This window comes from Kibdelosporangium philippinense (genome assembly GCF_021390435.2).
GTDB classification, from domain to species: domain Bacteria; phylum Actinomycetota; class Actinomycetes; order Mycobacteriales; family Pseudonocardiaceae; genus Kibdelosporangium; species Kibdelosporangium philippinense.
Map to the genome: position 1 here is coordinate 1,261,330 of NZ_JAJVCN010000004.1, position 21,520 is coordinate 1,282,849.

At 66.2% G+C, this 21,520-nt stretch carries 19 protein-coding genes; 8 read left to right on the forward strand and 11 right to left on the reverse strand.

Going from position 1 to position 21,520, the window contains the following annotated elements:
* Positions 1-156: 156 nt before the first annotated feature.
* The 5 genes from opcA to tkt are packed head-to-tail and all read right to left on the reverse strand — an operon-like array spanning position 157 to position 7,440.
* Positions 157-1,101 (reverse strand): glucose-6-phosphate dehydrogenase assembly protein OpcA, encoded by a 945-nt coding sequence (opcA, locus tag LWC34_RS48820; RefSeq protein WP_233732775.1) that lies wholly within the window; start codon positions 1,099-1,101, stop codon positions 157-159.
* The gene (zwf, locus tag LWC34_RS48825; RefSeq protein WP_233732777.1) at positions 1,098-2,624 is read right to left on the reverse strand and encodes a glucose-6-phosphate dehydrogenase; all 1,527 of its coding nucleotides are present in this window, start codon (positions 2,622-2,624) and stop codon (positions 1,098-1,100) included. Before zwf ends, opcA begins: the two co-directional genes overlap by 4 nt.
* Positions 2,621-4,225, reverse strand: a complete 1,605-nt coding sequence (locus LWC34_RS48830; RefSeq protein ID WP_233732780.1) for a phosphoglucose isomerase-related protein — start codon at positions 4,223-4,225, stop codon at positions 2,621-2,623. The genes zwf and LWC34_RS48830 overlap by 4 nt, the downstream gene beginning before the upstream one ends.
* A 9-nt stretch (positions 4,226-4,234) precedes the next feature.
* Positions 4,235-5,347 carry a transaldolase gene (gene tal, locus LWC34_RS48835; RefSeq protein ID WP_233732783.1) on the reverse strand — a complete coding sequence of 371 codons (1,113 nt, stop codon included), beginning with the start codon at positions 5,345-5,347 and terminating at the stop codon, positions 4,235-4,237.
* Positions 5,344-7,440: a transketolase gene (gene tkt / locus LWC34_RS48840; protein WP_233732786.1), complete on the reverse strand. Its 2,097-nt coding sequence runs from the start codon at positions 7,438-7,440 to the stop codon at positions 5,344-5,346. The genes tal and tkt overlap by 4 nt, the downstream gene beginning before the upstream one ends.
* Positions 7,441-7,749: 309 nt before the next feature.
* Between tkt and LWC34_RS48845 the strand changes: the two genes are divergently transcribed.
* From LWC34_RS48845 to LWC34_RS48860, 4 genes are all read left to right on the forward strand, one after another.
* Positions 7,750-8,682 carry a heme o synthase gene (locus LWC34_RS48845; protein ID WP_372496807.1) on the forward strand — a complete coding sequence of 311 codons (933 nt, stop codon included), beginning with the start codon at positions 7,750-7,752 and terminating at the stop codon, positions 8,680-8,682.
* A 91-nt stretch (positions 8,683-8,773) separates the two neighbouring features.
* Positions 8,774-9,790, forward strand: a complete 1,017-nt coding sequence (locus tag LWC34_RS48850; RefSeq protein WP_233732788.1) for a PQQ-dependent sugar dehydrogenase — start codon at positions 8,774-8,776, stop codon at positions 9,788-9,790.
* 80 nt (positions 9,791-9,870) lie between these two features.
* Positions 9,871-10,623, forward strand: a complete 753-nt coding sequence (locus LWC34_RS48855; RefSeq protein WP_233732789.1) for a polysaccharide deacetylase family protein — start codon at positions 9,871-9,873, stop codon at positions 10,621-10,623.
* 19 nt (positions 10,624-10,642) lie between these two features.
* The gene (locus tag LWC34_RS48860; protein ID WP_233732791.1) at positions 10,643-11,110 is read left to right on the forward strand and encodes a nitroreductase family deazaflavin-dependent oxidoreductase; all 468 of its coding nucleotides are present in this window, start codon (positions 10,643-10,645) and stop codon (positions 11,108-11,110) included.
* Positions 11,111-11,173: 63 nt separating this feature from the next.
* On the opposite strand, the gene LWC34_RS48865 is transcribed toward LWC34_RS48860, so the two are convergent.
* Positions 11,174-11,770 (reverse strand): FKBP-type peptidyl-prolyl cis-trans isomerase, encoded by a 597-nt coding sequence (locus tag LWC34_RS48865; protein ID WP_233732793.1) that lies wholly within the window; start codon positions 11,768-11,770, stop codon positions 11,174-11,176.
* Positions 11,771-11,967: 197 nt separating this feature from the next.
* Here LWC34_RS48865 and LWC34_RS48870 point away from each other — a divergent pair, with 197 nt between their 5' ends.
* The 3 genes from LWC34_RS48870 (at position 11,968) to LWC34_RS48880 (ending at position 14,367) form a co-directional block, all read left to right on the forward strand.
* Positions 11,968-12,972, forward strand: a complete 1,005-nt coding sequence (locus LWC34_RS48870) for a hypothetical protein (RefSeq protein ID WP_233732794.1) — start codon at positions 11,968-11,970, stop codon at positions 12,970-12,972.
* A gap of 1 nt (position 12,973) precedes the next feature.
* On the forward strand, positions 12,974-13,603 hold the full coding sequence (locus tag LWC34_RS48875; RefSeq protein ID WP_233732795.1) for a hypothetical protein: 630 nt from the start codon (positions 12,974-12,976) through the stop codon (positions 13,601-13,603).
* Between the two features lie 104 nt (positions 13,604-13,707).
* The gene (locus LWC34_RS48880; RefSeq protein WP_233732797.1) at positions 13,708-14,367 is read left to right on the forward strand and encodes an HD domain-containing protein; all 660 of its coding nucleotides are present in this window, start codon (positions 13,708-13,710) and stop codon (positions 14,365-14,367) included.
* Positions 14,368-14,374: 7 nt separating this feature from the next.
* Here the strand turns inward: LWC34_RS48880 and LWC34_RS48885 are convergent, their stop codons facing one another.
* Together LWC34_RS48885 and LWC34_RS48890 are read right to left on the reverse strand one after the other, a co-directional pair.
* Positions 14,375-14,944 carry a DUF5946 family protein gene (locus LWC34_RS48885; RefSeq protein WP_233732798.1) on the reverse strand — a complete coding sequence of 190 codons (570 nt, stop codon included), beginning with the start codon at positions 14,942-14,944 and terminating at the stop codon, positions 14,375-14,377.
* Complete coding sequence (locus LWC34_RS48890) at positions 14,941-15,903, reverse strand: quinone oxidoreductase family protein (RefSeq protein ID WP_233732806.1); 963 nt, start codon at positions 15,901-15,903, stop codon at positions 14,941-14,943. The genes LWC34_RS48885 and LWC34_RS48890 overlap by 4 nt, the downstream gene beginning before the upstream one ends.
* 103 nt (positions 15,904-16,006) lie before the next feature.
* On the opposite strand from LWC34_RS48890, the gene LWC34_RS48895 reads away from it, so the two are divergent.
* Positions 16,007-16,786: an aminotransferase class IV gene (locus LWC34_RS48895; RefSeq protein ID WP_233732809.1), complete on the forward strand. Its 780-nt coding sequence runs from the start codon at positions 16,007-16,009 to the stop codon at positions 16,784-16,786.
* Here the strand turns inward: LWC34_RS48895 and LWC34_RS48900 are convergent.
* The 3 genes from LWC34_RS48900 to LWC34_RS58465 are packed head-to-tail and all read right to left on the reverse strand — an operon-like array spanning position 16,753 to position 21,418.
* A complete protein-coding gene (locus LWC34_RS48900) occupies positions 16,753-18,252 on the reverse strand; it encodes an ATP-binding cassette domain-containing protein (RefSeq protein WP_233732812.1) in 1,500 nt (499 codons plus the stop codon). The genes LWC34_RS48895 and LWC34_RS48900 overlap by 34 nt on opposite strands.
* Complete coding sequence (locus LWC34_RS58460) at positions 18,249-20,393, reverse strand: ATP-binding cassette domain-containing protein (RefSeq protein ID WP_233732814.1); 2,145 nt, start codon at positions 20,391-20,393, stop codon at positions 18,249-18,251. Before LWC34_RS58460 ends, LWC34_RS48900 begins: the two co-directional genes overlap by 4 nt.
* A complete protein-coding gene (locus LWC34_RS58465; RefSeq protein WP_233732817.1) occupies positions 20,390-21,418 on the reverse strand; it encodes a tetratricopeptide repeat protein in 1,029 nt (342 codons plus the stop codon). Before LWC34_RS58465 ends, LWC34_RS58460 begins: the two co-directional genes overlap by 4 nt.
* Positions 21,419-21,520 lie beyond the last annotated feature (102 nt).

Consider the following 21,520-nt stretch of genomic DNA (forward strand, 5'->3'; position numbering starts at 1 on the left):
CGGAGTGGGGAACTCCAGGTGCCGGAAAGTGCATCTCAGTGTGTCGCAAAGGTGGACACGGTGTGCTGGAACGGTGGACACGGTGTGCTGGAACGGTGGACACGGCGAAGCCCCCGTGCGGCGGCCTGGTGCACGGGGGCTTCGGATTAGGCTGGGTCAGGTTTCTGCCGGCACCGGCTCTTCGGCGTTGACGCGGGCGAGGCCTTGCAGCGTGGCCTCGTAGACCTCGTCGGGGTCGAGCCTGCGCAGCTCTTCCACCAGGCAGTCCTTCACGTTGCGGCGCGCGAGCGCCACGCGGCGGTCGGGCTGGTCCGGCTGGCGCAGGATGCCGACCTTGCCATCCGGCCGGGACAACGAGACCGCGCCGGACTTGCGTTCGAGCACGACCGAGTTGATCCCGGGCGCGTTCTTCTCCGACGGCACCCGGCGGACCGGGATCTTCAGGTACGCCGCCAGCCAACCGGCGAGCAGGTCTGTCGACGGCGAGTCCGTCTGGCCCGCGACCGTCGCACTGGTGATCTCCTCGTACGGCGGCAAATCCAGTGCCGCGGCCAAATAGGCGCGCCACTGGGTCAGCCGGGTCCACGCGAGGTCCGTGTCACCGTCCGAATAGGACACTCGACGGTGCTCCAGCGCTTTGACCGGGTCCTTGTCGGTTGCCGCGTCGGTGATCCGGCGGTGCGCCAACTGGCCGATCGGGTCGTCGGCTGGCTTCTCCGGCGACTCGAACGGCCACCATGCCACCACTGGGGCGTCCGGCAGCAGCAGTGGGATCACGCAGGTCTCGCCGTGTTCCACCAGCTCGCCGTAGATCCGCAGGACGACCACTTCGGACGCGCCCGCGTCGCCGCCGACGCGGATCTGGGCGTCCAGCCGGGGAGCGGCCTCGCGGGCACCCTTGGCCACCACGATCACGCGGCACGGGTGCTCACGGCTGGCTTCGTTGGCCGCCGCGATCGCTTCCTCGGTTTTCTCGCCGTCGTCCGTGACGATCACCAGGGTGAGCACGCGGCCCAACGCGACCGCGCCGCCCTGCTGACGAAGCTCGACGATCTTGGCGTTCACCTTCGCCGTGTTCGTCGTCGGCATGTCGATGATCACGGGTGCCTCCAGGTGCGGCCGGTGCGGGCGAGCATCTGGTCGGCCGACGGCGGACCCCACTCACCCGGCGCGTACGGATCCGGCTTGCCCTGCTCGGTCCAGAAATCCAGGATCGGGTCGAGGATCTCCCACGACCGTTCGATCTCGTCGGCGACCGGGAACAGCGACGGCTCGCCGAGCAGCACGTCGAGGATCAGCCGCTCGTAGGCCTCCGGCGACGACTCGGTGAACGCCCTGCCGTAGCTGAAGTCCATCGTGACGTCACGGACCTCCATCGTGGAGCCCGGCACCTTCGAGCCGAACCGGATGGTGATGCCCTCGTCCGGCTGGATCCGGATGACGACCGCGTTCTGCCCCAGTTCCTCGGTCGAGGTCTGGTCGAACGGCAGGTGCGGCGCGCGCTTGAAGATCACCGCGATCTCGGTGACCCTGCGGCCGAGCCGCTTGCCGGTGCGCAGGTAGAACGGCACGCCAGCCCAGCGGCGGGTGTTCACCTCGAGCGTGATCGCGGCGAACGTCTCGGTCTTGGAGTCCGGCGGGAAACCTTCCTCCTCCAGCAGGCCGGGCACCTTCTTGCCGCCCTGCCAGCCGCCGGTGTACTGGCCGCGCGCGGTCGTCTCGCGGAACGGCTCGGCCGGTTTGGTCGCCGACAGGACCTTGATCCGCTCGGTCCGCAGCGACTGCGGCGAGAACGACACCGGGTCCTCGATCGTGGTGAACGCCATCAGCTGCAGCAAGTGGTTCTGGATGACGTCACGCGCCGCGCCGATGCCGTCGTAGTACCCGGCGCGACCGCCGAGGCCGATGTCCTCGGCCATGGTGATCTGCACGTGGTCGACGTAGTTGGCGTTCCAGATGGGCTCGTAGAGCTGGTTGGCGAACCGCAGCGCCAGGATGTTCTGCACGGTCTCCTTGCCGAGGTAGTGGTCGATGCGGAACACCGACTCCTCGGGGAAGACCTCGTTGACGATCCCGTTGAGCTCCTTCGCGCTCTCCAGGTCGTGCCCGAACGGCTTCTCGATCACCACCCGGCGCCAGCTCTCACCGTCCTGGTTGGCCAGGCCGGAGCGCGCGAGTTGCTTGCACACCACGGGGAACGCGGCAGGCGGGATCGACAGGTAGAACGCGTGGTTGCCGCCCGTGCCGCGTTCCTCGTCGAGCTGACGGACGGTCGCGGCGAGCCGGTCGAACGCGTCGTCATCGTCGAACGAGCCCTGCACGAACCGGATTCCCTCGGCCAGGCGGTCCCAGACCTCCTGGCGGAACGGGGTCCGCGCGTGCTCCTTGACCGCCTCGTAGACGATCTGCGCGAAGTCCTCGTTATCCCAGTCACGACGGGCGAAACCGGTCAACGCGAAACCCGGCGGCAGCAGGCCGCGGTTGGCCAGGTCGTAGATCGCGGGCATCAGCTTCTTGCGCGACAGGTCTCCGGTGACTCCGAAGATCACCAAGCCACACGGCCCGGCGATGCGCGGCAGCCGCTTGTCCCGCTCGTCGCGTAGCGGGTTCTGCCATGTGGTCACGGCCGTTCAACCTCCTGCACGGCTTTCACGAGATGGGCAAGCCCAGCAGCCCGGTCGGTCAGGTGCAGCCGCAGCACCGGACGGCCGTGCTCCTTCAGGACCTGACCGTCTCCCAACGCCTGCGCCCGCTGCAACACACCAAGTGTGTACGGCCGGTCCGGCACTTCCAGGTCGTCCTCGACCGCGCCGGTGATCTGCAGGAAGACCCCGTTCTGGTGGCCGCCCTTGTGATACTGCCCGGTCGAGTGCAGGAACCTCGGGCCCCAGCCGAACGTGGTCTGCAGACCCGTGCGCTTGGCCAGTTCCGGCCGCAGCAGCTCCGCCGACGCGTCGTCCAACCGGTCAAGGTAGGCCTGGACCGAGATGTAGCCGAACTCCGGCGCCGAGGCCACAAAGGACCGCAGTACGTCCACAAGGGACTCACCGGACGCGCCGTGGACCTCGACCGGACCGTCCACAAGCGACGGTTCGTCGCCGGATTCGGATCCCGGCGGCTGGTCGAGCAGCGCACGCGCGGCCTTCTTGGCGGCCTCGACGTCCGGCTGGTCGAACGGGTTGATCCCGAGCAGACGGCCCGCGACCGCGGTCGCGTACTCCCACAAAAGGAACAGGCCGCCGAGCGAACCCGAGGTCGACAGCCGCGCGGCACCCGCGGGGGTGCCGATCGCGGTCGTGGTGGCGTCGTCACCCGCGTCGGCGAAGCCCGGCGCGTCGATTCCTTCGGTGGCAACGGGAAGAAGGCCCGTGCCGTGCTTGCCGGTCGACTCCGCGATCAGCTGCTCCACCCAGTCGGGGAAGCCCTTCACGCTGGTGTCGGTGTTGGCGAAGACGACCTTCTCGGCGCCTTCCGAGTGCCGCACGCCCAACGCGGCGCCCAGCACCAGCCCGGCGTTGGTGTCCTCGTCCTTGGACAGCACCGCCGCCGCGGCTGAGGCCTCGTCCAGCAGCGTCGCGATGTCCGCACCGGCCAGACCCGAGGGAACCAGGCCGAACGCGGTCAGCGCGGAGTAGCGGCCGCCGACGTTCGGGTCGGCCAGGAACACCTTGCGGTAGGCCAGTTCGCCAGCGAGCTTCTCGAACGGCGAGCCGGGGTCGGTGACCACGACAATCCGCGACGCCGCGTCGATGCCCTGCGCGGTGAACGCCTTCTCGAAGATCCGGCGGTGGCTGTCGGTCTCGACCGTGCCACCGGACTTCGAGGACACCACGAGCACGGTCCTGGTCAGGTCACCGGCGAGAGCGTCGGCGACCTGTGCCGGGTCGGTGGTGTCCAGGACAGTCAGCGGCACGCCTGCGGTCGCCGTGATGACCTCGGGCGCCAGCGACGACCCGCCCATCCCGGCGAGCACGACCCGGTCGACGCCCTCAGCGTGCAGTTCGGCGCGCAGGGCGTCGATCTCGGCGAGCAGCGGACGCGACGTCTCGTGCAGCTGGGTCCAGCCGAGCCGGATGGCCGACTCGGCTTCGGCGTCAGGGCCCCACAGCGTGGGGTCCTGTGCGGCGATCTTGCTGGCCACCTTGTCGGCGACCAGCGTTTCCACGAGCGTCGCGGTCTCCTCCGCGAGCTTGTCGTCGACGATGTCGACGGAGATCTCAATCATGGGGAGTTCTCAGCCCTTTGCCTTCTGAAGTTGGCCGGACACCGTCTCGAGCAGCTCGGTCCAGGACTTCTCGAACTTCTCCACGCCTTCGTCCTCGAGCACCTTGAACACGTCGTCAAGGTCGATGCCCAAGTCGGTCAGCGCGTCGAAGACCTCCTGCGCCTCCTCGGCGGTTCCGGTGACCTTGTCGCCTTCGATCTTGCCGTGGTCGGCCACCGCGCGCAGGGTCTTCTCCGGCATGGTGTTGACAGTGTTCGGCGCGACCAGGTCGTCGACGTACAGCGTGTCCGAGTAGGACGGGTCCTTCACGCCGGTGGATGCCCACAGTGGACGCTGCGCGTTCGCGCCCGCGTCGGCCAGGGCCTTCCAGCGGTCGGTGCCGAACGCGTCAAGGTACGCCTGGTAGGCGAGGCGCGCGTTGGCGACGGCGGCCTGGCCGCGCAGCGCCTTGGCGTCCTCGGTGCCCAGCTTGTCCAGGCGCTTGTCGATCTCGGTGTCCACACGCGACACGAAGAACGACGCGACCGAGTGCAGCTGGGAGATGTCGTGCCCGTTGGCCTTGGCCTGCTCGACGCCCTCGATGAAGGCGTCCATCACGGCCTGGTAGCGCTCGATCGAGAAGATCAGCGTGACGTTCACGTTGATGCCCTCGGCGAGCACCTTGGTGATCGCGGGCAGGCCCGCGACGGTCGCCGGGATCTTGACCATCAGGTTCGGCCGGTCAACGGTCTTCCAGAGGTCCTGCGCCTCGGCGATGGTCTTCTCGGTGTCGTGCGCCAGCCGCGGGTCGACCTCGATCGACACCCGGCCGTCGACGCCGTTGGTCGCGGCGTGCACGTCACGGAACACGTCGGCGGCGTTTCGCACGTCGGTCGTGGTGATCTCGCGGACGGTCGCGTTCACGTCTGCACCACGGGCCGCGAGCTCGCGTACCTGCTCGTCGTAGGCCTCGCCCTTGCTCAGGGCGTTGGCGAAGATCGTCGGGTTGGTAGTGACCCCGGTGACGTTCCAGTCCCGGATCAGCTCGGCCAGGTTGCCCGTGTTCAGCCGCTCCCTGGACAGGTCGTCCAGCCAGATGGAAACGCCTGCGTCGCTGAGCGCGGTCAGTTTCTCGTTGCTCACTTGCCTTCCTCCACTCGCTGGAGCGAGCGCCGTGCCGCGTCGACAACGGCCTCGGTCGTGAAACCGAACTCGCGGTACAAAGTCTGGTAATCGGCGGACGCGCCGTAGTGCTCGATCGAGACGGCCTCACCGGCGCCGCCGAGGAAGCGGTACCACGGCTGCGCGATCCCTGCCTCGACCGAGACGCGGGCACGGACAGCAGGCGGAATCACCTGGTCCCGGTACGACTCGTCCTGCGCGTCGAACCACTCCACACTCGGCATCGAAACCACACGTGCTGCAACACCGTCGGCCTCGAGGACCTTCCGGGCCTCGACCGCGATTTGCAGCTCCGAGCCTGTGGCGATGAGCACTACCTGCGGCTCGCCGCTGCTCGCGTCGGCCAGCACGTAACCACCCTTGGCCACGCCCTCGGCGTCGGTGCCTTCGAGGACCGGCAGGTTCTGCCTGGTCAGCGCGATACCGATCGGGCCGTGCGGCCGCTCGATGGCTGCCTTCCACGCGGCTGCCGTCTCGTTGGCGTCACCGGGGCGCACGACGGTCAGGCCCGGGATCGCGCGCAATGCGGCCAGGTGCTCGATCGGCTGGTGCGTCGGGCCGTCCTCGCCGAGACCGATCGAGTCGTGCGTCCACACGTAGATCGCCGAGGTCTTCATCAGCGAACCGAGCCGCACCGCGGGCCGCATGTAGTCGCTGAAGACCAGGAACGTGCCACCGTACGGCCGGGTCGGGCCGTGCAGCGCGATGCCGTTGAGGATCGAGCCCATCGCGTGCTCGCGCACACCGAAGTGCAGCGTCCGGCCGTAGGGCTGGGCGTTCCACTCCTTGGTGGCGATGCTGGTCGGGCCGAACGAGTCCGCGCCCTTCATCGTCGTGTTGTTGCTCTCGGCCAGGTCCGCCGAGCCGCCCCACAGCTCGGGCAGCACGTCGGCGACCGCGTTGAGCACCTCGTTGGAGGCCTTGCGGGTGGCCAGGCCCTTGGCGTCGGGCTCCCACGACGGCAGCTTGGCGTCCCAGCCCTCCGGCAGCTTGCGCGCGACCAGGCGGTCGAACAGCTCCTTGCGCTCCGGGTTGGCCGAGGCCCACGCGTCGAACTTCGGCTGCCACTCGGCCTTGGCCTGCTCACCGCGCTTGACGACCTCACGGGAGTGCGCCAGGACGGCCGGGTCGACGTCGAACTTCTTCTCCACGTCGAAGCCGAGGATCTTCTTGACCGCGTCGACCTCGTCCTGGCCGAGCGCGGCGCCGTGCGCCTTGCCGGTGTTCATCTTGTTCGGGGCAGGGAAGCCGATGATCGTGCGCAGCAGGATGAAGGTCGGACGCGCGGTCTCAGCCTTCGCCCGCTCGAGGGCCTCGAGGATGCCGGTGACGTTCTCGCCGCTCTCGACGACCTCGACGTGCCAGCCGTACGCCTCGTAGCGCTTGGCGGTGTCCTCCGACAGCGCGATCGTGGTGTCGTCTTCGATGGAGATCTTGTTGTCGTCGTAGATCACCGTGAGGTTGCCCAGCTGCTGGGTGCCTGCGAGCGAGGAGGCCTCGGACGTGACGCCTTCCTCGATGTCACCGTCCGACGCGATCACGTAGATGTGGTGGTCGAACGGGCTCTCACCAGGCGCGGCGTCCGGATCGAACAGGCCACGCTCACGCCGTGCGGCCATCGCCATGCCGACCGCGGAGGCGAGGCCCTGGCCAAGCGGGCCGGTGGTGATCTCGACACCACGGGTGTGACCGTGCTCGGGGTGGCCAGGCGTCTTGGAGCCCCACTTGCGCAGCTGCTCGATGTCCTCGATCTCCAGTCCGTAACCGGACAGGAACAGCTGCAGGTACAGGGTGAGGCTGGAGTGACCGGCCGACAGCACGAACCGGTCGCGCCCGACCCAGTCCGGGTCTGCCGGGTCGTGCCGCATGACGCGCTGGAACAGCGTGTACGCCAGCGGAGCGAGGCTCATCGCGGTGCCGGGGTGCCCGTTGCCGGTGTTCTGCACGGCCTCGGCCGCGAGCACGCGGGCCGTGTCGACCGCCCGCTTGTCGAGTTCCGTCCAGTCTCCCGGAACGTTTGCTGTGGTCAGGCGGGTGATGTCGTCTACGGACACGGGCTTGTGCTCTCGCTTCCCTGCTCGTGCGGGAACATGCTGTGCGTTTGCGAAACGATGTTCCCGCTGGTTGTCCCTCGGCCCTTGCCTCAGCGTAGTCATCCTCCCGGCGGATGCGACCCGGGGCGCGGCTGGACAGGGGCTGTTCTTCCTTCATTTACGGACCAGACCGTTTCTCGGTTCGCATGAGGAGTACCCGGCGCAGGTCCACGTATGTAGCCGGTCTACTATTCCGATCCGTACCCGAACGGTTTTCCAACCACTTCCGAGGAGCGACATGTCGTCGGTGTGCCTCGCGCAGGGAGCGCCGTGAGCATCACCGCTGACGCACCCACCACCGCTCCGCGACGCACGTTCAAGGATGTCGTCCGCGCATATGTAGCGTTGACCAAGCCGCGCATCATCGAACAGCTGCTCGTCACCACCATTCCGGCAATGCTGTTGGCGCAGCGAGGGATTCCGTCACCTTGGCTGGTACTCGCCACCATGGTCGGCGGCACGCTGGCCGCGGGCAGCGCGGGCGCGCTGAACTGCGTGGTCGATGCCGACATCGATGCGGTGATGAAGCGCACGAGCGCGAGGCCCCTGGTCAAGCACGAGGTCCCGGTTCGCAACGCGCTGATCTTCGGCGTGATCCTTGGCGTGTTGTCCTGCGGTTTCTTGTGGCTGACCACGAACTGGGTCGCCGCGGTGCTGTGTGTCGGCGCGATCCTGTTCTACGTCTTCGTGTACACGATGCTGCTCAAGCGGCGCACGTCACAGAACATCGTCTGGGGTGGCATCGCCGGCTGCATGCCGGTGGTGATCGGCTGGGCGGCGGTCACCGGTGATGTCGGCTGGCCCGCGTTCGTGCTGTTCGGCATCATCTTCTTCTGGACGCCGCCGCATTCGTGGGCATTGGCCATGAAGTTCCGCGAGGACTACGCCAACGCGGGTGTGCCAATGCTGCCCGCCGTGGCCACGCCACGTCAGGTGTCGTTCCGGATCGTGCTGTACTCGTGGGCGATGGTGCTGTGCGGACTGTTGCTCGTGCCCGCGACCAGTTGGATCTACGCGCTGTCCGCTGTGGTCCTCGGCGCGATCTTCCTCGGCGCGGTGCACAAACTGCACAACGTGTACCGGCGCGGTGGCGAGACCAACCCGATGAAGGTGTTCCACCTGTCGAACACGTATTTGTGCGCGGTGTTCGTGATGGTCGCGGTCGATTCCGCGATCGGCCTGCCGGTGACCAGCATTTTCTGATTTATCTCGTTATCCGTTCACACAACGTGTGATCACTACGACATTATTGGTCTGTACCTCTGACCCCTGCAGTCAAGGAGGACAGCAACCAATGAAGGTTCGTACCGGCCTGGTCATCGCCACTGCGGCGTTGGCTGGGCTTTCTGTTTCCGCGGTACCGGCACAAGCCGCGACCACGGTCGTGGCCTCGCAGTTGGCCGTGCCGTGGGGACTTGGTTTCCTGCCGGACGGCAGTGCGGTGTTCACCGAACGCAACACGGCCAAGATCCGGCAGTTGCGCGGCAGCGCCGTGACCGACGTCCAGACGGTCCCTGGCGTCAGCGCGCAAGGTGAAGGCGGTCTGCTCGGGCTCGCGGTGTCCCCGCAGTTCGCGCAGAACCGGACCGTGTTCATCTACTACACGACGTCCTCGGACAACCGGATCGCTCGCGTCGTGCTCGGGCAGGCGCCCCAGCCGATCGTGACCGGGATTCCCAGGGCTTCGATTCACAATGGCGGGCGCTTGGCGTTCGGCCCGGACGGCCATCTCTACGCGGGCACCGGTGACGCGGGCAACACGGGCAACGCGCAGAACCGCGCGTCGCTCGCAGGCAAGATCCTGCGGATGACGCCGGACGGGCGCCCAGCGCCTGGCAACCCGTTCAACTCGCTCGTGTACTCGCTCGGGCACCGCAACGTCCAGGGTCTGACGTGGTCGTCGGACGGCAGGCTGTTCTCCTCGGAGCTCGGCCAGAACACGTTCGACGAGCTGAACCAGATCAGGTCGGGCGCCAACTACGGCTGGCCGACCTGTGAGGGCACCTGCAACAACCCGAGTTTCGTGAATCCGCTTGCGACATGGTCAACGTCACAGGCGTCCCCGAGCGGCATCGCCTTCTACAAGAACGCCTTGTACATGGCGGGGCTGCGTGGCCAGCGGATGTGGCTGATCCCGGTGACCAACACCGGTGTCGGCACGCCGCGTGCGCTGTACCAGAACCAGTTCGGGCGGCTGCGGACCCCAGTCGCCGGGCCGGACGGGAACCTGTACTTCACGACCAGTAACCGTGATGGCCGCGGTTCGCCCGTCGCCGCTGACGACCGGATCGTCAGAAGTGACGGGGCTTGACGCAACTTAGGTAGCCCCTGCGGCGTCCTCTTTGATAGGAGGCCAATTTCCTTGCGGGGAAGGAAAAGCAGGGGTAAAGAATGTCAAAGAAGCTGGTCATGGCCGTCGTGCTCGGTGTGGCGGCGGTCATGACGGCCAGTTGTGGTGAACAACCGGCCCCGGTGAACCAACAGTCCACAGTGCACGCTCAAGCTCGGCCATCACCCGACGCGCCAACGCATTCGCCAGTGCCCACAGTGAGTGCACCGGCCACTGCGGACGGTATGGCGCCGGTGATCCGCAAGATCCAGACGGACAAACCGTACGTCTTCATCACGATGGACGACGGCGCGATCAAGGACCCGGCCGCGTTGCAGATGATCCGAGACTCGGGCGCGAAACCCACGCTGTTCCTGAACTCGAAGTACTTCAAGGGACACGAGGACTACTTCCGCGCGTTGCAGGGCGCGGGCGTGGAAATCAACGACCACACAATGAACCACCCGAACCTGCGCGGCAAACCGTACGATTTCCAGCGCAGCGAGATCTGTGGCGACGCTGACGCGATTCAGCAGTCATTCGGCAAGCGTCCGACGTTGTTCCGGCCGCCGTTCGGCAACTTCGACGACAACACCCGCAAAGCCGTGGCGTCATGCGGGATGAAGGCCATCGTGCTGTGGACCGCGGCGGTGAATGACGGCGTCGTGCAGTTCCAGTCAGGCGACAAACTCAAGGCCGGTGACATCGTGCTGATGCATTTCCGGCACACGTTCACACAGGACTTCCAAGCGTTCCTTGACCGCGCGCGGCAGGACGGCCTGACGCCAATGCCGCTGTGGGACTTCCTGGCGTGAGGCGGTAGGTTGGCTGGTCATGGAGCTGATGCGCAAGATCGCGCGCTGGACCGCGGCGCGCCCTTGGCTGACTAACATTCGACCAGCCGTCGTGCGCATCGACAAGGTGTTGCTGCGGCTGACAAAGGGGCGCATCACCCTGGTCGGGATGGCCGGGATGCCGTCGTTGACGCTGACTGTGATTGGCCGGAAAACCGGTCTGCCACGGGAGATTTCGCTGCTGTACGTGCCTGACGGCGACGACATCCTGCTCGTCGGCTCGAATTGGGGCGGCCCCGGTCATCCTGTGTGGACAGTCAACCTGATGGCCAATCCGGACGCGAAGGTGAACGTCAAAGGGCGCACTCGGGAGATGAACGCGCGGCTGTTGAATGCTGAGGAGCGCACTGCGATCTGGCCGCATCTGGTGAAAACGTGGCCCGCGTACAACACGTATCAGTCCAAGACCGACCGCGATCTCCGGGTTTTCCGCCTGACGCCCAGGTAAAGCCTCGTGAGTGGTTAGCCGGGTTCTAACCCGGCTAACCACTCACGATGGGTGTCTGGAAATTCAGCTGACCTGCAAGGCGTCGATCACGAACACCAGGGTCTCGCCGCCCTTGATGCCGCTCTGCCCGTCGGGGCCGTACGCCTTGTCCGGCGGGATGACCAGCAGACGGCGGGAGTTGGCCGTGATACCGATCAGGCCCTCGTTCCAGCCTTTGATGACCCGCGCCTGGCCGAGCGGGCCGACCGTGAAGGGCTCGCCGCCACCGAAGTTGCCGTCGACCTCTTTCTTGTCCGACCAGGTCACCAGCTGGTAGTTGACAGCGACGCTGCCGCCTGCCTTGGCCTCGGCGCCGGTGCCAGCCTTGAGGTCCTTGCTCAGCAGTTGCTTCGGCGGCTGGCAGGTGGTCGGGATGGTGATCGTCGGCTTCTGTCCGAAGTCGCCGGAGACCTTCACGTCGTCGGCCGTGCACTCGGGGCCGGATGCCGTGCTTGTCGCGCTCGGGGGCGTGCTGGTGGCGCTCGGCGGCGGGGGAGTCGAGGTCCGCGTGGAAGTCTGGGTACCGGCTGTGGAGGCCTGCTCCGAGTTGGCACAGGCGCTCAAGGTGGCCGCCGCCACCAGCGCCACGGAAACCATCGTGACCTTGCCTGCAATACGCATGGCGTCACCCTAGGCAACCGGGTCACGCACTGGTTCCATCGGGTGCCCGGGTGGTCGCGAAACGCCACAGCGTGAACGTGAACATCCCCCGTTTTCCCGATTCCTACTTGGTCGTGATTCTTGTACAGTAACTGCTCGCACACAAACGGACACGGTTCGCATTCGTCCGTTCGAGTGCCTGTCAAGGAGGTGACCCGGTGTCCGCGGACGCCAACGGCATCCGCAAGAACCCGATCCAAGAGATGTTCTGGACAAGGACCGGTTTGTTGCTCGCCGTCCTGCTCGTGATCTCGATCGGTAGCCTGTGGATATCCAGTGCGATGGACGCCGGACTTCTACGCAACCTGGTGACCGCGCTCGGTACCGGCACAATGGTGTCGGCCATTGTCGGTTTTGGTCAGACGTTGATCACCGCTGCGGCTTCGCAGAAAGCGCTCGTCACCCCGTTGATCGAGGAAAGCAAACGGGCCTTGCGGGATTTGTCGGCCGAATACCGGGCGTTGAACAACGAGTTCTTCCCGACGCACGTCTTCGAGGCGAGTGCCGAGCCGGACCCGGAGTTCAACCGGCTGCTGATGCAGGATCTGCGGGCCAGCAGGCACTACTTCTTCCGTGGCTTCTCCGGCCGGCACGCCGCCGCGAGACTGCTGCTGACCAGGTCGGAGTGGGAGTTGCGGACAGTCGTCGCCGACCCTCGGCAGCACTCGGCGATCAGCGGGCGTGCGCGGTACCTGCTGCGCAACGAAGGCGCGACCGGCGACTACGACAAGATTCGCGCGCAGCTGATCGAGGAGATCTCGATCGGCATCGTCGGATTGTTCCTCGCCCGCAGCCGGTGCACGACGATTGACATCGCGGTGATCTCAGATCCGCCGCTCGACCGCACCGAGATCTTCGACGACAGCGTATGGCTGACGCTGTACAGCGACGTCGGCGGAGTGACCTCGTTGTATCCGCGTACGCTGCGTTTCTCGGAAGGTTCGTTCATCTACGGCATGCAACGCGCCGAGTTCCAGCGAATGCGCGACACCCGGACGGCCCAGAAATTCGTCATCACTCCGGACACCAGCCGGCAGGAATTCCTGGCCTTGTTCGAGAAGATCACCTCGACGCCCCTTTCCGAAGAGGGGTTCGGACAGCTGGAGCGCAAGTTCCACGACTTCCGCGAGGAATTCACCAAAGCCGCGGGGCTGGAGACCTGAAATGCGAACGGAGCTGTCTGCGCTGGCCGATCTGGCCGGCCAGCTACGAGCGACCGACCTGACCGACTGGACGGCTGTGAGCGGCCGGTTCACCCAGTGGGCGAGCCGGCCTGGACTACGCGACGAACTACGTCACCACTTGCAGACCCTGTCCGGTGAGGTGGCGGCTGCGGTCATCTCACGATCGCGGGAGACCACCACACACTTCGCGTGGTGCCTGCTCAACCAGCCGGGCGACAAGTTCTCGTTCTGGCTGCACGAGTACAAACCGCAACGAGACTGGCGCATCGGGTACGCGGACTCGGTGCACAACCACCGGTACCACTTCTGCACCACGCTCCTGCGCGGATGCTATGTGCACGAACGGTTCGACGCCGACCTTGACCCCAATGGACTGGTGGTCAAATCGGCGACGATGGTGCACAGCGGAGTGTGCGAAGCAGGGGAGTCGGGCACGATGCTGTCCGACCAGTTCCACCGGATCCCGAAGGCCGCCGACGGCACGATGACGTTCCTCGTGAAGTCGCGCCCGGTGCGCGGCTGGAGCCTGTCATTCGACCCGGCGACAAGTGTCAGCCGCAGGCACGTGCCAGTGGAGGAACGCCTCGGCAACCTAGCTGACCGTTTGTAGAAAGGTGCCAAAACCCGTCTGAGTGTCATCATGACTACTCGGAATCGGCGTCTCACCACCTACGATGCCCTCACTTGCTCGGGGGCGCGGAGGAGGAGAGACCGATGCTTGGTCAGAAGCTGGGTTCGGTCAGCGATCTGGCGGTCGAACAGGTAGAACGCCGGGTGAAACGGCTGTGCCAGCGCTTCGCGGCCAACCTGCCGTTCCACGGCTGGCACCACGTGCACTTCGTCAGGACGAAGGCAGGCGCGTTCGCTCAGGCCAATGGGTCCGATGCGGCGGTTGTGGAAACCGCTGCGCTCGTGCACGACCTGAACTACATCGTCCGCCGCAATTCCGACGCCGCCGAAGGCCGGGACGTCCGGATGCGGATCTTGGCCAAGTCCGGCGTCGACGAGCCCGTCGCGGAGTGGATCGACGCGATCGTGGTCGAGGCGGAGATGCGGACCCGGCACCGGGACATCTCGATCGAGGCGCAGGCGTTGAGTGACGCCGACACGTTGTTCAAGGCGTTGCCGGTGACGCCGGTGATGCTCGCGCACAGGTACCTCAGTGAGAACGGCATCACGTTGGGCCAGTTGGCGAACAAGATCGTCGGCGAGCAACGCGGCAAGCACGACGAGGGCTTCTACTTTTACAGCGACGAAGCCAAGGCGATGTATTCGCGCTGGGCGACGGCGAACCTTGAGCTGTGGCAGTGCGTGGTCGAGGCGCTGGACGACCCTTCGGTCGGCGAACTGCTGGACGCGGTCGAAAGCCGCTGAGTTCGTCTTAGTCGCTTTGGTTGGGCGGTCCGTTCGGTCGGTGGACTGGTGGATGCGGTCGAAAGCCGCTGAGTTCCTGGTCAAACAAGGCTTGCTTGTTCCAGGCACGGATAGTGGCGTGGTGCGGCGCCCAGGCCTGCCAGGTTTCCGTTCCCCAAGCCCAAACCAGCTTCGCGTGTTCGGCCGCATCACTGGCGGTCAGCACATCTTCGACCGTCATGAGCCCGGTCAGCGGCGGTGGCGCGAGCGGGTGGAACTCCGGGCGGTTCGCGACCATCTTCTTATGCAACTCTGCGCCGTCGCGCGGATCGGCGCCGTCTTCGACGAACAAGCCCAGCGTCATCAAGCACAGCGCGATCGCCTGCGTTTCCCGGCGCGACGTGCCGCCAGGGTGCTGCGCGATACAGGCGTCCACGACGATCTGGTGCACCGGCCGGTAAGCCGCGATGCCATACGAGCGCGCCAAAAGTTCGCCGTACCGCTCAAAGCACGCGGCCGACGCGCCGCGTTCCGCGGGCGGGGTCCTGCCGGTGTCCGGCAGGACCAATCCGCAGCCCGGGCACGCCGAGGTCGTCACGGGATGAGCAGCAGCTTTCCGGTGGTTTTGCGGGACTGCAGGTCTTCGTGTGCCTGCCTGGCTTCGGCGAGCGGATAGCGGCGGCCGATCCGGACCGACAACGTGCCCGCTTTCACCTCGTTGAACAATTCCGTTGTCCGCCAACGGACTTCCTCAGGGCTTGAGTAGTCCTTGCTGGTCGGGCGGGTCAGGTAGATCGAACCCTGCGCGTTGAGCCGCTGTGGGTCGACCGGTGGGACGGCGCCGCTGGACGCGCCGAACAGGACCAGGAACCCGCGGCGCCGGACGCTTTTCAGGCTGCCGTCGAACGTCGTCTTGCCGACGCCGTCGTAGACCGCGGCCATTCCTTCGCCGTTGGTGAACTCGAGCGCGTGCTTCTCGAAGCCTTCGTAACCGACGACTTCGTCGGCCCCGGCTTCGCGGGCGAGTTGTTCCTTCTCTGGCGTGGACACTGTCGCCAGCACTCGGGCGCCGCGCACTTTTGCGAGTTGCACGAGCAGGAGGCCGACGCCGCCGGCCGCCGCGTGCACCAGGATCGGGTCGCCGCTTTTGACCTCGTATGTCGACGCGACCAAATAGTGCGCGGTCACGCCCTGCAGGAGCAGCGCCGCCGCGGTTTCGGTGTCGACGCCGTCAGGAACAGATATCGTATCTGATACAGGAAGTACGATTTTCTCGGCGTAACTGCCCTGCGTCGAGTACCAGGCGACGCGATCGCCCACTTTGTGCTCGGTGACGCCAGGGCCGACGGCGGTAACGACGCCCGCGCCTTCCAAGCCGATCCCGAACGGCGTCTGCATCGGATACATGCCGGAGCGGTGATACGTGTCGATGTAGTTGACGCCCGCCGCCTGCACATCGACGGCAACCTCGCCCTCGCCGGGCACAGGAACCTCGACATCCACCAGCTCAAGGGCCTCCGGCCCACCGGTCTGCCGTACCCGTACTGCTTTAGGCACGCCACTCCTCCTCAGATTGTTTGCTCGGTGCTACCTCACCATGGGCCAACCTCATCATGGCCCCGGGTTGTTCCGCCTGACGGGCGCCGTTAATGATCGGCAGGTGGATGGCAGCAGAGATGACCTGGAAACCGTCGCTTCCGTCAACTACGGCAACTTCACCGCGATCGCGGTGCACGCGGACGGCGTGCGGGGCCTGAAGCTGCATCTCGAGCGGCTCGACCGGGACGCCAAGATCGTTTTCGGGCACGGCATCGACGGCGACATGGTCCGCGAACGCGTCCACCAAGCCATCCAGGGACACGAGCTGCCCGCAAATGTGCGCGTCACCGCGTTCACCCGAAACGCGTCGCCGCAGAATCTGCTCGGACTGGAACCGCCGGACGTCGTGATCAAGGTTCGGCCGATGCGGCAGCGTCCGGCAACGCCACCGCGCGTGCGCACGAGCGTCTTCAGCCGCTACCTGCCAGAGGTCAAACACGTCGGCACGTTCAGCCTGTACCACGAAATACGGCTCGCTCAGCAGGCCGGATTCGACGACGTCCTGTTCACCGACACGGACGGCCGGATCTCCGAAGGGTCGGTCTGGAACATCGGCTTCTACGACGGTTCGAAGGTCGTCTGGCCGGACGCGCCCGCGTTGCCCGGCGTCGAGATGGCACTTTTACGCGCCGGGTTGCGCACTTTGGGCGTGCCCGATGAACGACGCGGAGTTTTCATATCCGATATAGGAAATTTTCGGAGTGCGTTCCGGAGCAACGCGATCGTCGGTCCAACGTTGATCGGCGCGATCGACGACGTCGCTTACGCTCCGGATGCCGAACTCGCCGACCTTTTGGAGCGAGCGCGTCAGACGGTCCCGCGGGAGCCGCTGTTGCCGTGATGCACCAGAACCACCGCGGGCTCGATCTTGTCGAGAACCGTCACCACCTGGTGCTGTGTGGCGGGATCGAGCGCGCCGAGCGTCTCGTCCAGAACGAGTACGTCCGGGTTTTGCAGCAGAGCCCTGGCCAGAAACACGAGGCTGCGTTCGCCGTGCGACAGCTGCCATCCGGTCTCGCCAACGATTTGGTGCAGGCCTGACGGCATCCGGTTCAGGAGCGGCCCGAGGCCGAGTTGTTCGCAAACGGCCTGCGCGTCATCGAGGTCGTCGGCGGTCGCGGGCCAACCCCGGCCGACCAACAGGTTGAACGCCAGCGAGCCAAGCATTAGATGGTTTTCGTGGAACTGCGGCGACAGCACAACTCGCCGCCGCCATTCGTGCTCGCCGATGTCTTGCAGCGAACGGCCGTGCAACCGGATCGTTCCGTGGTGCGGCATGCGCAATCCGGCGAGCAGCGAAACGAGAGTCGACTTGCCGCTGCCGGAGTTGCCGGTCACGAGCAAACGTTCGCCGGTGCCGACCCGTAGGTTCACGCCGTCGAGCGCAGGCCGGAATGTCACCGATTCGGCGTCCAGCAGGGGGCCGTCATCGGCGACGGATACTACTTCCGATATCGGATACGAAATAGGGCGCGTCAGCGGTTTCAGGTTCGCCCACGCGGTTGAAGCGTCGGCGATGTCGCCCAACCCGGCCGTCAGGCTCCGCAACGCGCCCGCGGCGAGTGCAACGCCGCCAATGCCGACAGCCACATCGGTCGCGGAGATCCACAATCCGGTGACGCCGATAACCACCCAGCCGCGCGTGCACACAGCAGACAGAACCACGAGCCGACGGTCCAGTTGCCTGCTGCGGTTCTCGTACCGGCGCAGCAAATCATCCTCGCCGACGTGCCAGTCAGCAGGGGACTGTTGGGCCAGCCGGGTGCGATGGCCGAGCATCTTGGCCACGATGTCGTCGGTCAGCTCAAGCCGAGACTCGGTCCACGCCTGACGAGCCCGCAGATAGCGTCGCGCCACAACAAGCGTGATCCCCACCCAAGCGACCAGAATCGCCAGCGCCGGAACCGAGGCGGCGCCGAGAGCCACCCCGGCAATCACCAGTTCGACGCACGCGACGAGTCCGAGCAACCCGCCACCAACCGCCAAACTTTCGACGGCCTCGACCTCCAGTACCCGGCCCAGCAGCCGGCCGACACCCTGGCCACGCAACTCGTCCCGATCCAGCCCGAGCGTCCCGCGGACCAGCCGCTGACGAAGCAAACCACCGAGTCGCAAAGAAATGCTCGACTGCAATCGAGTGGCCGCCAAGTGACACGGCACGGACCCAGCCAGCAAAGCGGCCCAAATTACGAAGTCACCGCCATCAACCCTGCCGGACAAAGCCCCGCCACCGAGCACAACCCATGAGAGGACGAAAAGGACGTACGCGCCAGTATGTGCAAGAAGAAACGCGGCGATCAGCTTCATGCGCCCACCTCGACGTTCCGCCAACCGGCGAGCAAAGCGCGCGAGCCAGCCTGTTCGTCGAGCAGCTCCGGCAGCCGGGTGGACGCGGCGGGATCGCCGTCCTCCACGATCCGCCCACGTTCCATCACCAGTACCCGGGGAAACCCAAGAGCCTCGCGGGCATCATGGGTCACCATCAACACAGTCGCCCCATGCCACCAAGAATCCAGGCGCTCCAACATTCGGTCCCGCTGCGCCGGGTCGAGACCACGGAACGGCTCGTCAAGCAGCGCCAGTCGGACGTTTGAACGCAGCAGTGCGCGACCAAGCCGCACCCGCTGTCCTTCACCACCAGAAAGCAACCCACCCGCGTCGCCCAACTGGTTCGCGCGAATGCCATTCAGTTCGGCCTCGTCCACAGCGCGCGCGATGTCGGGATCAGCATTTCCGTAGCCCAAATTGTCAGCTAGGGAGCTGTTCCACAGGGACACCGCCGGATCCACCCACGCCGTTGACTGTCGCAGAAGGACAGGGTCAAGCGGCGCGCCATCGATCTCGGCAACACCGCCCGCTGGCACGTGCCAACCAAGCAAGAGACCGATCAAAGTCGACTTGCCCGATCCCGACGCGCCAACGATCGCAATACGCTCGCCAGCCATGACCGACAGGTCCACCCCGTCCAGCACGGTATGCCCACCGGCCACCACACTGACGTTCCGAAACGCGATCGCCACCCCGCCATCAACCGATTTCGCCACGATCGGCTGGTCCTCCTGCGGCGCCGCAAGCGGCTCGACCAACCGGTGTGCCACATTCCGGTGCCACGGCCACTGCCTGGTCAACCGCCCCACACGCGCAGCAAGCGTCGGCAACGACACGGCCCAGAAGGCGAGGAGCAGAAACGTGGCGGGCTCGTGGTCACGCGCCTGCCAAACGAGCCAAGCCGCCGCGCCCACGCCACAGATTCGTTGCAGCGCCTCGGCGGAAACCACAGCGCGCGCGAGCGCTCGCCCGCTAGCAGCCCAGTCCCGCAACCTCCGGTCGTGTTCGGCGGTCACGACAGCCTCGGCTGTGTGCGCGCGAAGCGCGGTCAACCCAAGCATGCCGTCGAGAAAGAACCTGGCCAGCGCGCCAGAATGACTGCGCTGCCGTAAATCCCGCTCGGCGATCACCGGATGGACGACCAGCGACGCACCAACCGCCGTCACCGCCGCGATCGCGGCAGGCAGGGCAGCGTCGAAGTCGATCAACGCGATCGCCACCACGACCGCGACGATCTCGGTGAGCGTGCGGACGACCTCGACACCGAGCGCAGGCAAATCCCGCAGCTGATGCAGCCGGTGCGCGCGCTCGGCGAGATCCGACGTCGGCCTGCTGTGCAGATATCGGTCGGGTAGCAATGGCAGCCTGCCCAGCAGCGTCCGCCGGAGACCAAGATCGAGCCCACGCCCGAGTCGCGTCCCGCCCAAAGCCAGAAGTGTTTCCAGCACAAGCAATCCGACTGCGACTCCCAGCACGGGACCGAAGCTGCCGTTGATCGCCTCCCGGAACAGCACGGCTTCGACCGTGACGCCAATAGCCGCGGCCACCGCCCCGACTCCAAGAACACCCCACGGAACGGGCCGGACCATCTCGGCGAGCGGCCGTGGCGGCGGTTCGGTCAACGCCGCCCGCAAGTCGGCAGGCAGTGCATCCCAGTCGACCGTCCCGACGCCGTTCACGCGGACCAGCACGGCGCCTTCGACCTTCGCGCCGTCCGGCATCCGGTGCGTGTGCACGTAGATCTCGTCGACGAACCGGTCCGCGCGCACCCAACGACGGCCGACCGCAGGGTCCATGATTTGCAGGAACTGGCCGTGCTGCCGCCAAACCACGACGAAATGCAGCATCCCGCTGGGCAGCCGGACAACCACGATCGCCGGGAGATGCCGGACGACGCGTGTCGGCGGCACCATCAGTTGCACGACGTCCAAGCCCAGCAGGCGAGCGGTGTCCTCAAGGGTGTTGATCGACGTGCCGTCCACGTCGGTCTGGCACGCTTCCCGCAACCGTCCGTAACTCGCGTTGATCCCGAAACCCGCAAGCAGGCAGCTCAGCGCCGCCGGGCCACAGTCCATTCCGGACGTCTGGACAACCTCTGGGACAAGAAAGCGCTTGCTCACAGCGTCGCCAGCGTTCGCGCGATAGCCACAACCCGCGGATGGTCCGCCGGGAACCGGGCGGTGAGCAGATCGAGCGCGTGCTCGATGAGCTCGCGCCCCTCGGCCTGCCGTCCCGCGTCGAACAGCAAGACGCCGAGGTTGTGTGCCGTCACCGCGATGTCCGGGTGATCGTCGCCGAGCGCCTTCCTTTTGCCTGCCAACGCGGCCCGGTAGTTGTCCTCGGCTTGTTCGATCCGGCCCTGCCGAGCCTGCAGGTGCGCCAGGTTCCCGCGCACGACAGCGATCTCGTAATCCGCGGTGAAGATGCTGATCGCCTGGCGGAAGGCCTTTTCGGCGTCATCGAGCCGCCCGGCACTCAGATAAAGAGACCCAAGCGCGCCGAGGTCCGCCGCGATGTCCGGATGATCCGGCGGCCGGACGTTCCGCCGGATTTCCAATCCCCGTTCGGCCCATGGGATTCCGGCTTCGGGCCTGCGTCGCTCGTGCTCAAGGCCGCCGAGGTTGTGCAGAATCGCCGCCATTCCCAACGGGTTGTCCTCGTGCAACTCCAGCGCACGAAGGTAATGCGCCTGGGCCTCGTCGAACTCGCCGGTGAACTTGCCGACAATGCCCAGCACGTTGTGCACGCCCGCCGCGAGCGGATCGCCCGGCTCCAGCCGGCCGAGTGTCGTGGACATGCGGGCACGCGCGGCTTCGAAGTCGCCGCTGATCCGGTCGAGATTCGCCACCGCGATCTCCGCACGGACACGTAGGATCATCACCGTCCGCAGGGAACTGGTGGCGTACTTGTCCAAAATGGACAAGGCGATCGTCGCGGAGCGCTTGGCTTGGTCGAAGTGTCCCAACTGCTCGTGCACGGAGGCGAGCAGCAGTTGTGCGTTCGCGGTGTCCGGGTGTTCGGCGCCGCATTCGGCGGCAAGCACCTGGATTGCATTGTCGCCCAATGCTGTGGCTTCGGGCAGGTCACCGGAATCGAGGGCCGCCCTCGCCGCAGCGAGGACGGCCACCCCATCGTCGGTTGTCACCGCACGATGAGGCCCTCGGAGTGCTGGTTGTCGGCGGCGCCACCAGCGGTCACGTCGGTGCGCACGACCAGCTCGTCGCTGTTGATGTCGTTGCTCATCTGC

Coding starts and splice junctions, on each gene's coding strand:
- LWC34_RS48855 (WP_233732789.1), top strand. CDS start 9,871: ATGTCAAAGAAGCTGGTCATGGCCGTCGTGCTCGGTGTGGCGGCGGTC.
- LWC34_RS48875 (WP_233732795.1), top strand. CDS start 12,974: ATGCGAACGGAGCTGTCTGCGCTGGCCGATCTGGCCGGCCAGCTACGA.
- LWC34_RS48880 (WP_233732797.1), top strand. CDS start 13,708: ATGCTTGGTCAGAAGCTGGGTTCGGTCAGCGATCTGGCGGTCGAACAG.
- LWC34_RS48850 (WP_233732788.1), top strand. CDS start 8,774: ATGAAGGTTCGTACCGGCCTGGTCATCGCCACTGCGGCGTTGGCTGGG.
- LWC34_RS48830 (WP_233732780.1), bottom strand. CDS start 4,225: ATGATTGAGATCTCCGTCGACATCGTCGACGACAAGCTCGCGGAGGAG.
- LWC34_RS48900 (WP_233732812.1), bottom strand. CDS start 18,252: ATGAAGCTGATCGCCGCGTTTCTTCTTGCACATACTGGCGCGTACGTC.
- LWC34_RS48860 (WP_233732791.1), top strand. CDS start 10,643: ATGGAGCTGATGCGCAAGATCGCGCGCTGGACCGCGGCGCGCCCTTGG.
- LWC34_RS48865 (WP_233732793.1), bottom strand. CDS start 11,770: ATGCGTATTGCAGGCAAGGTCACGATGGTTTCCGTGGCGCTGGTGGCG.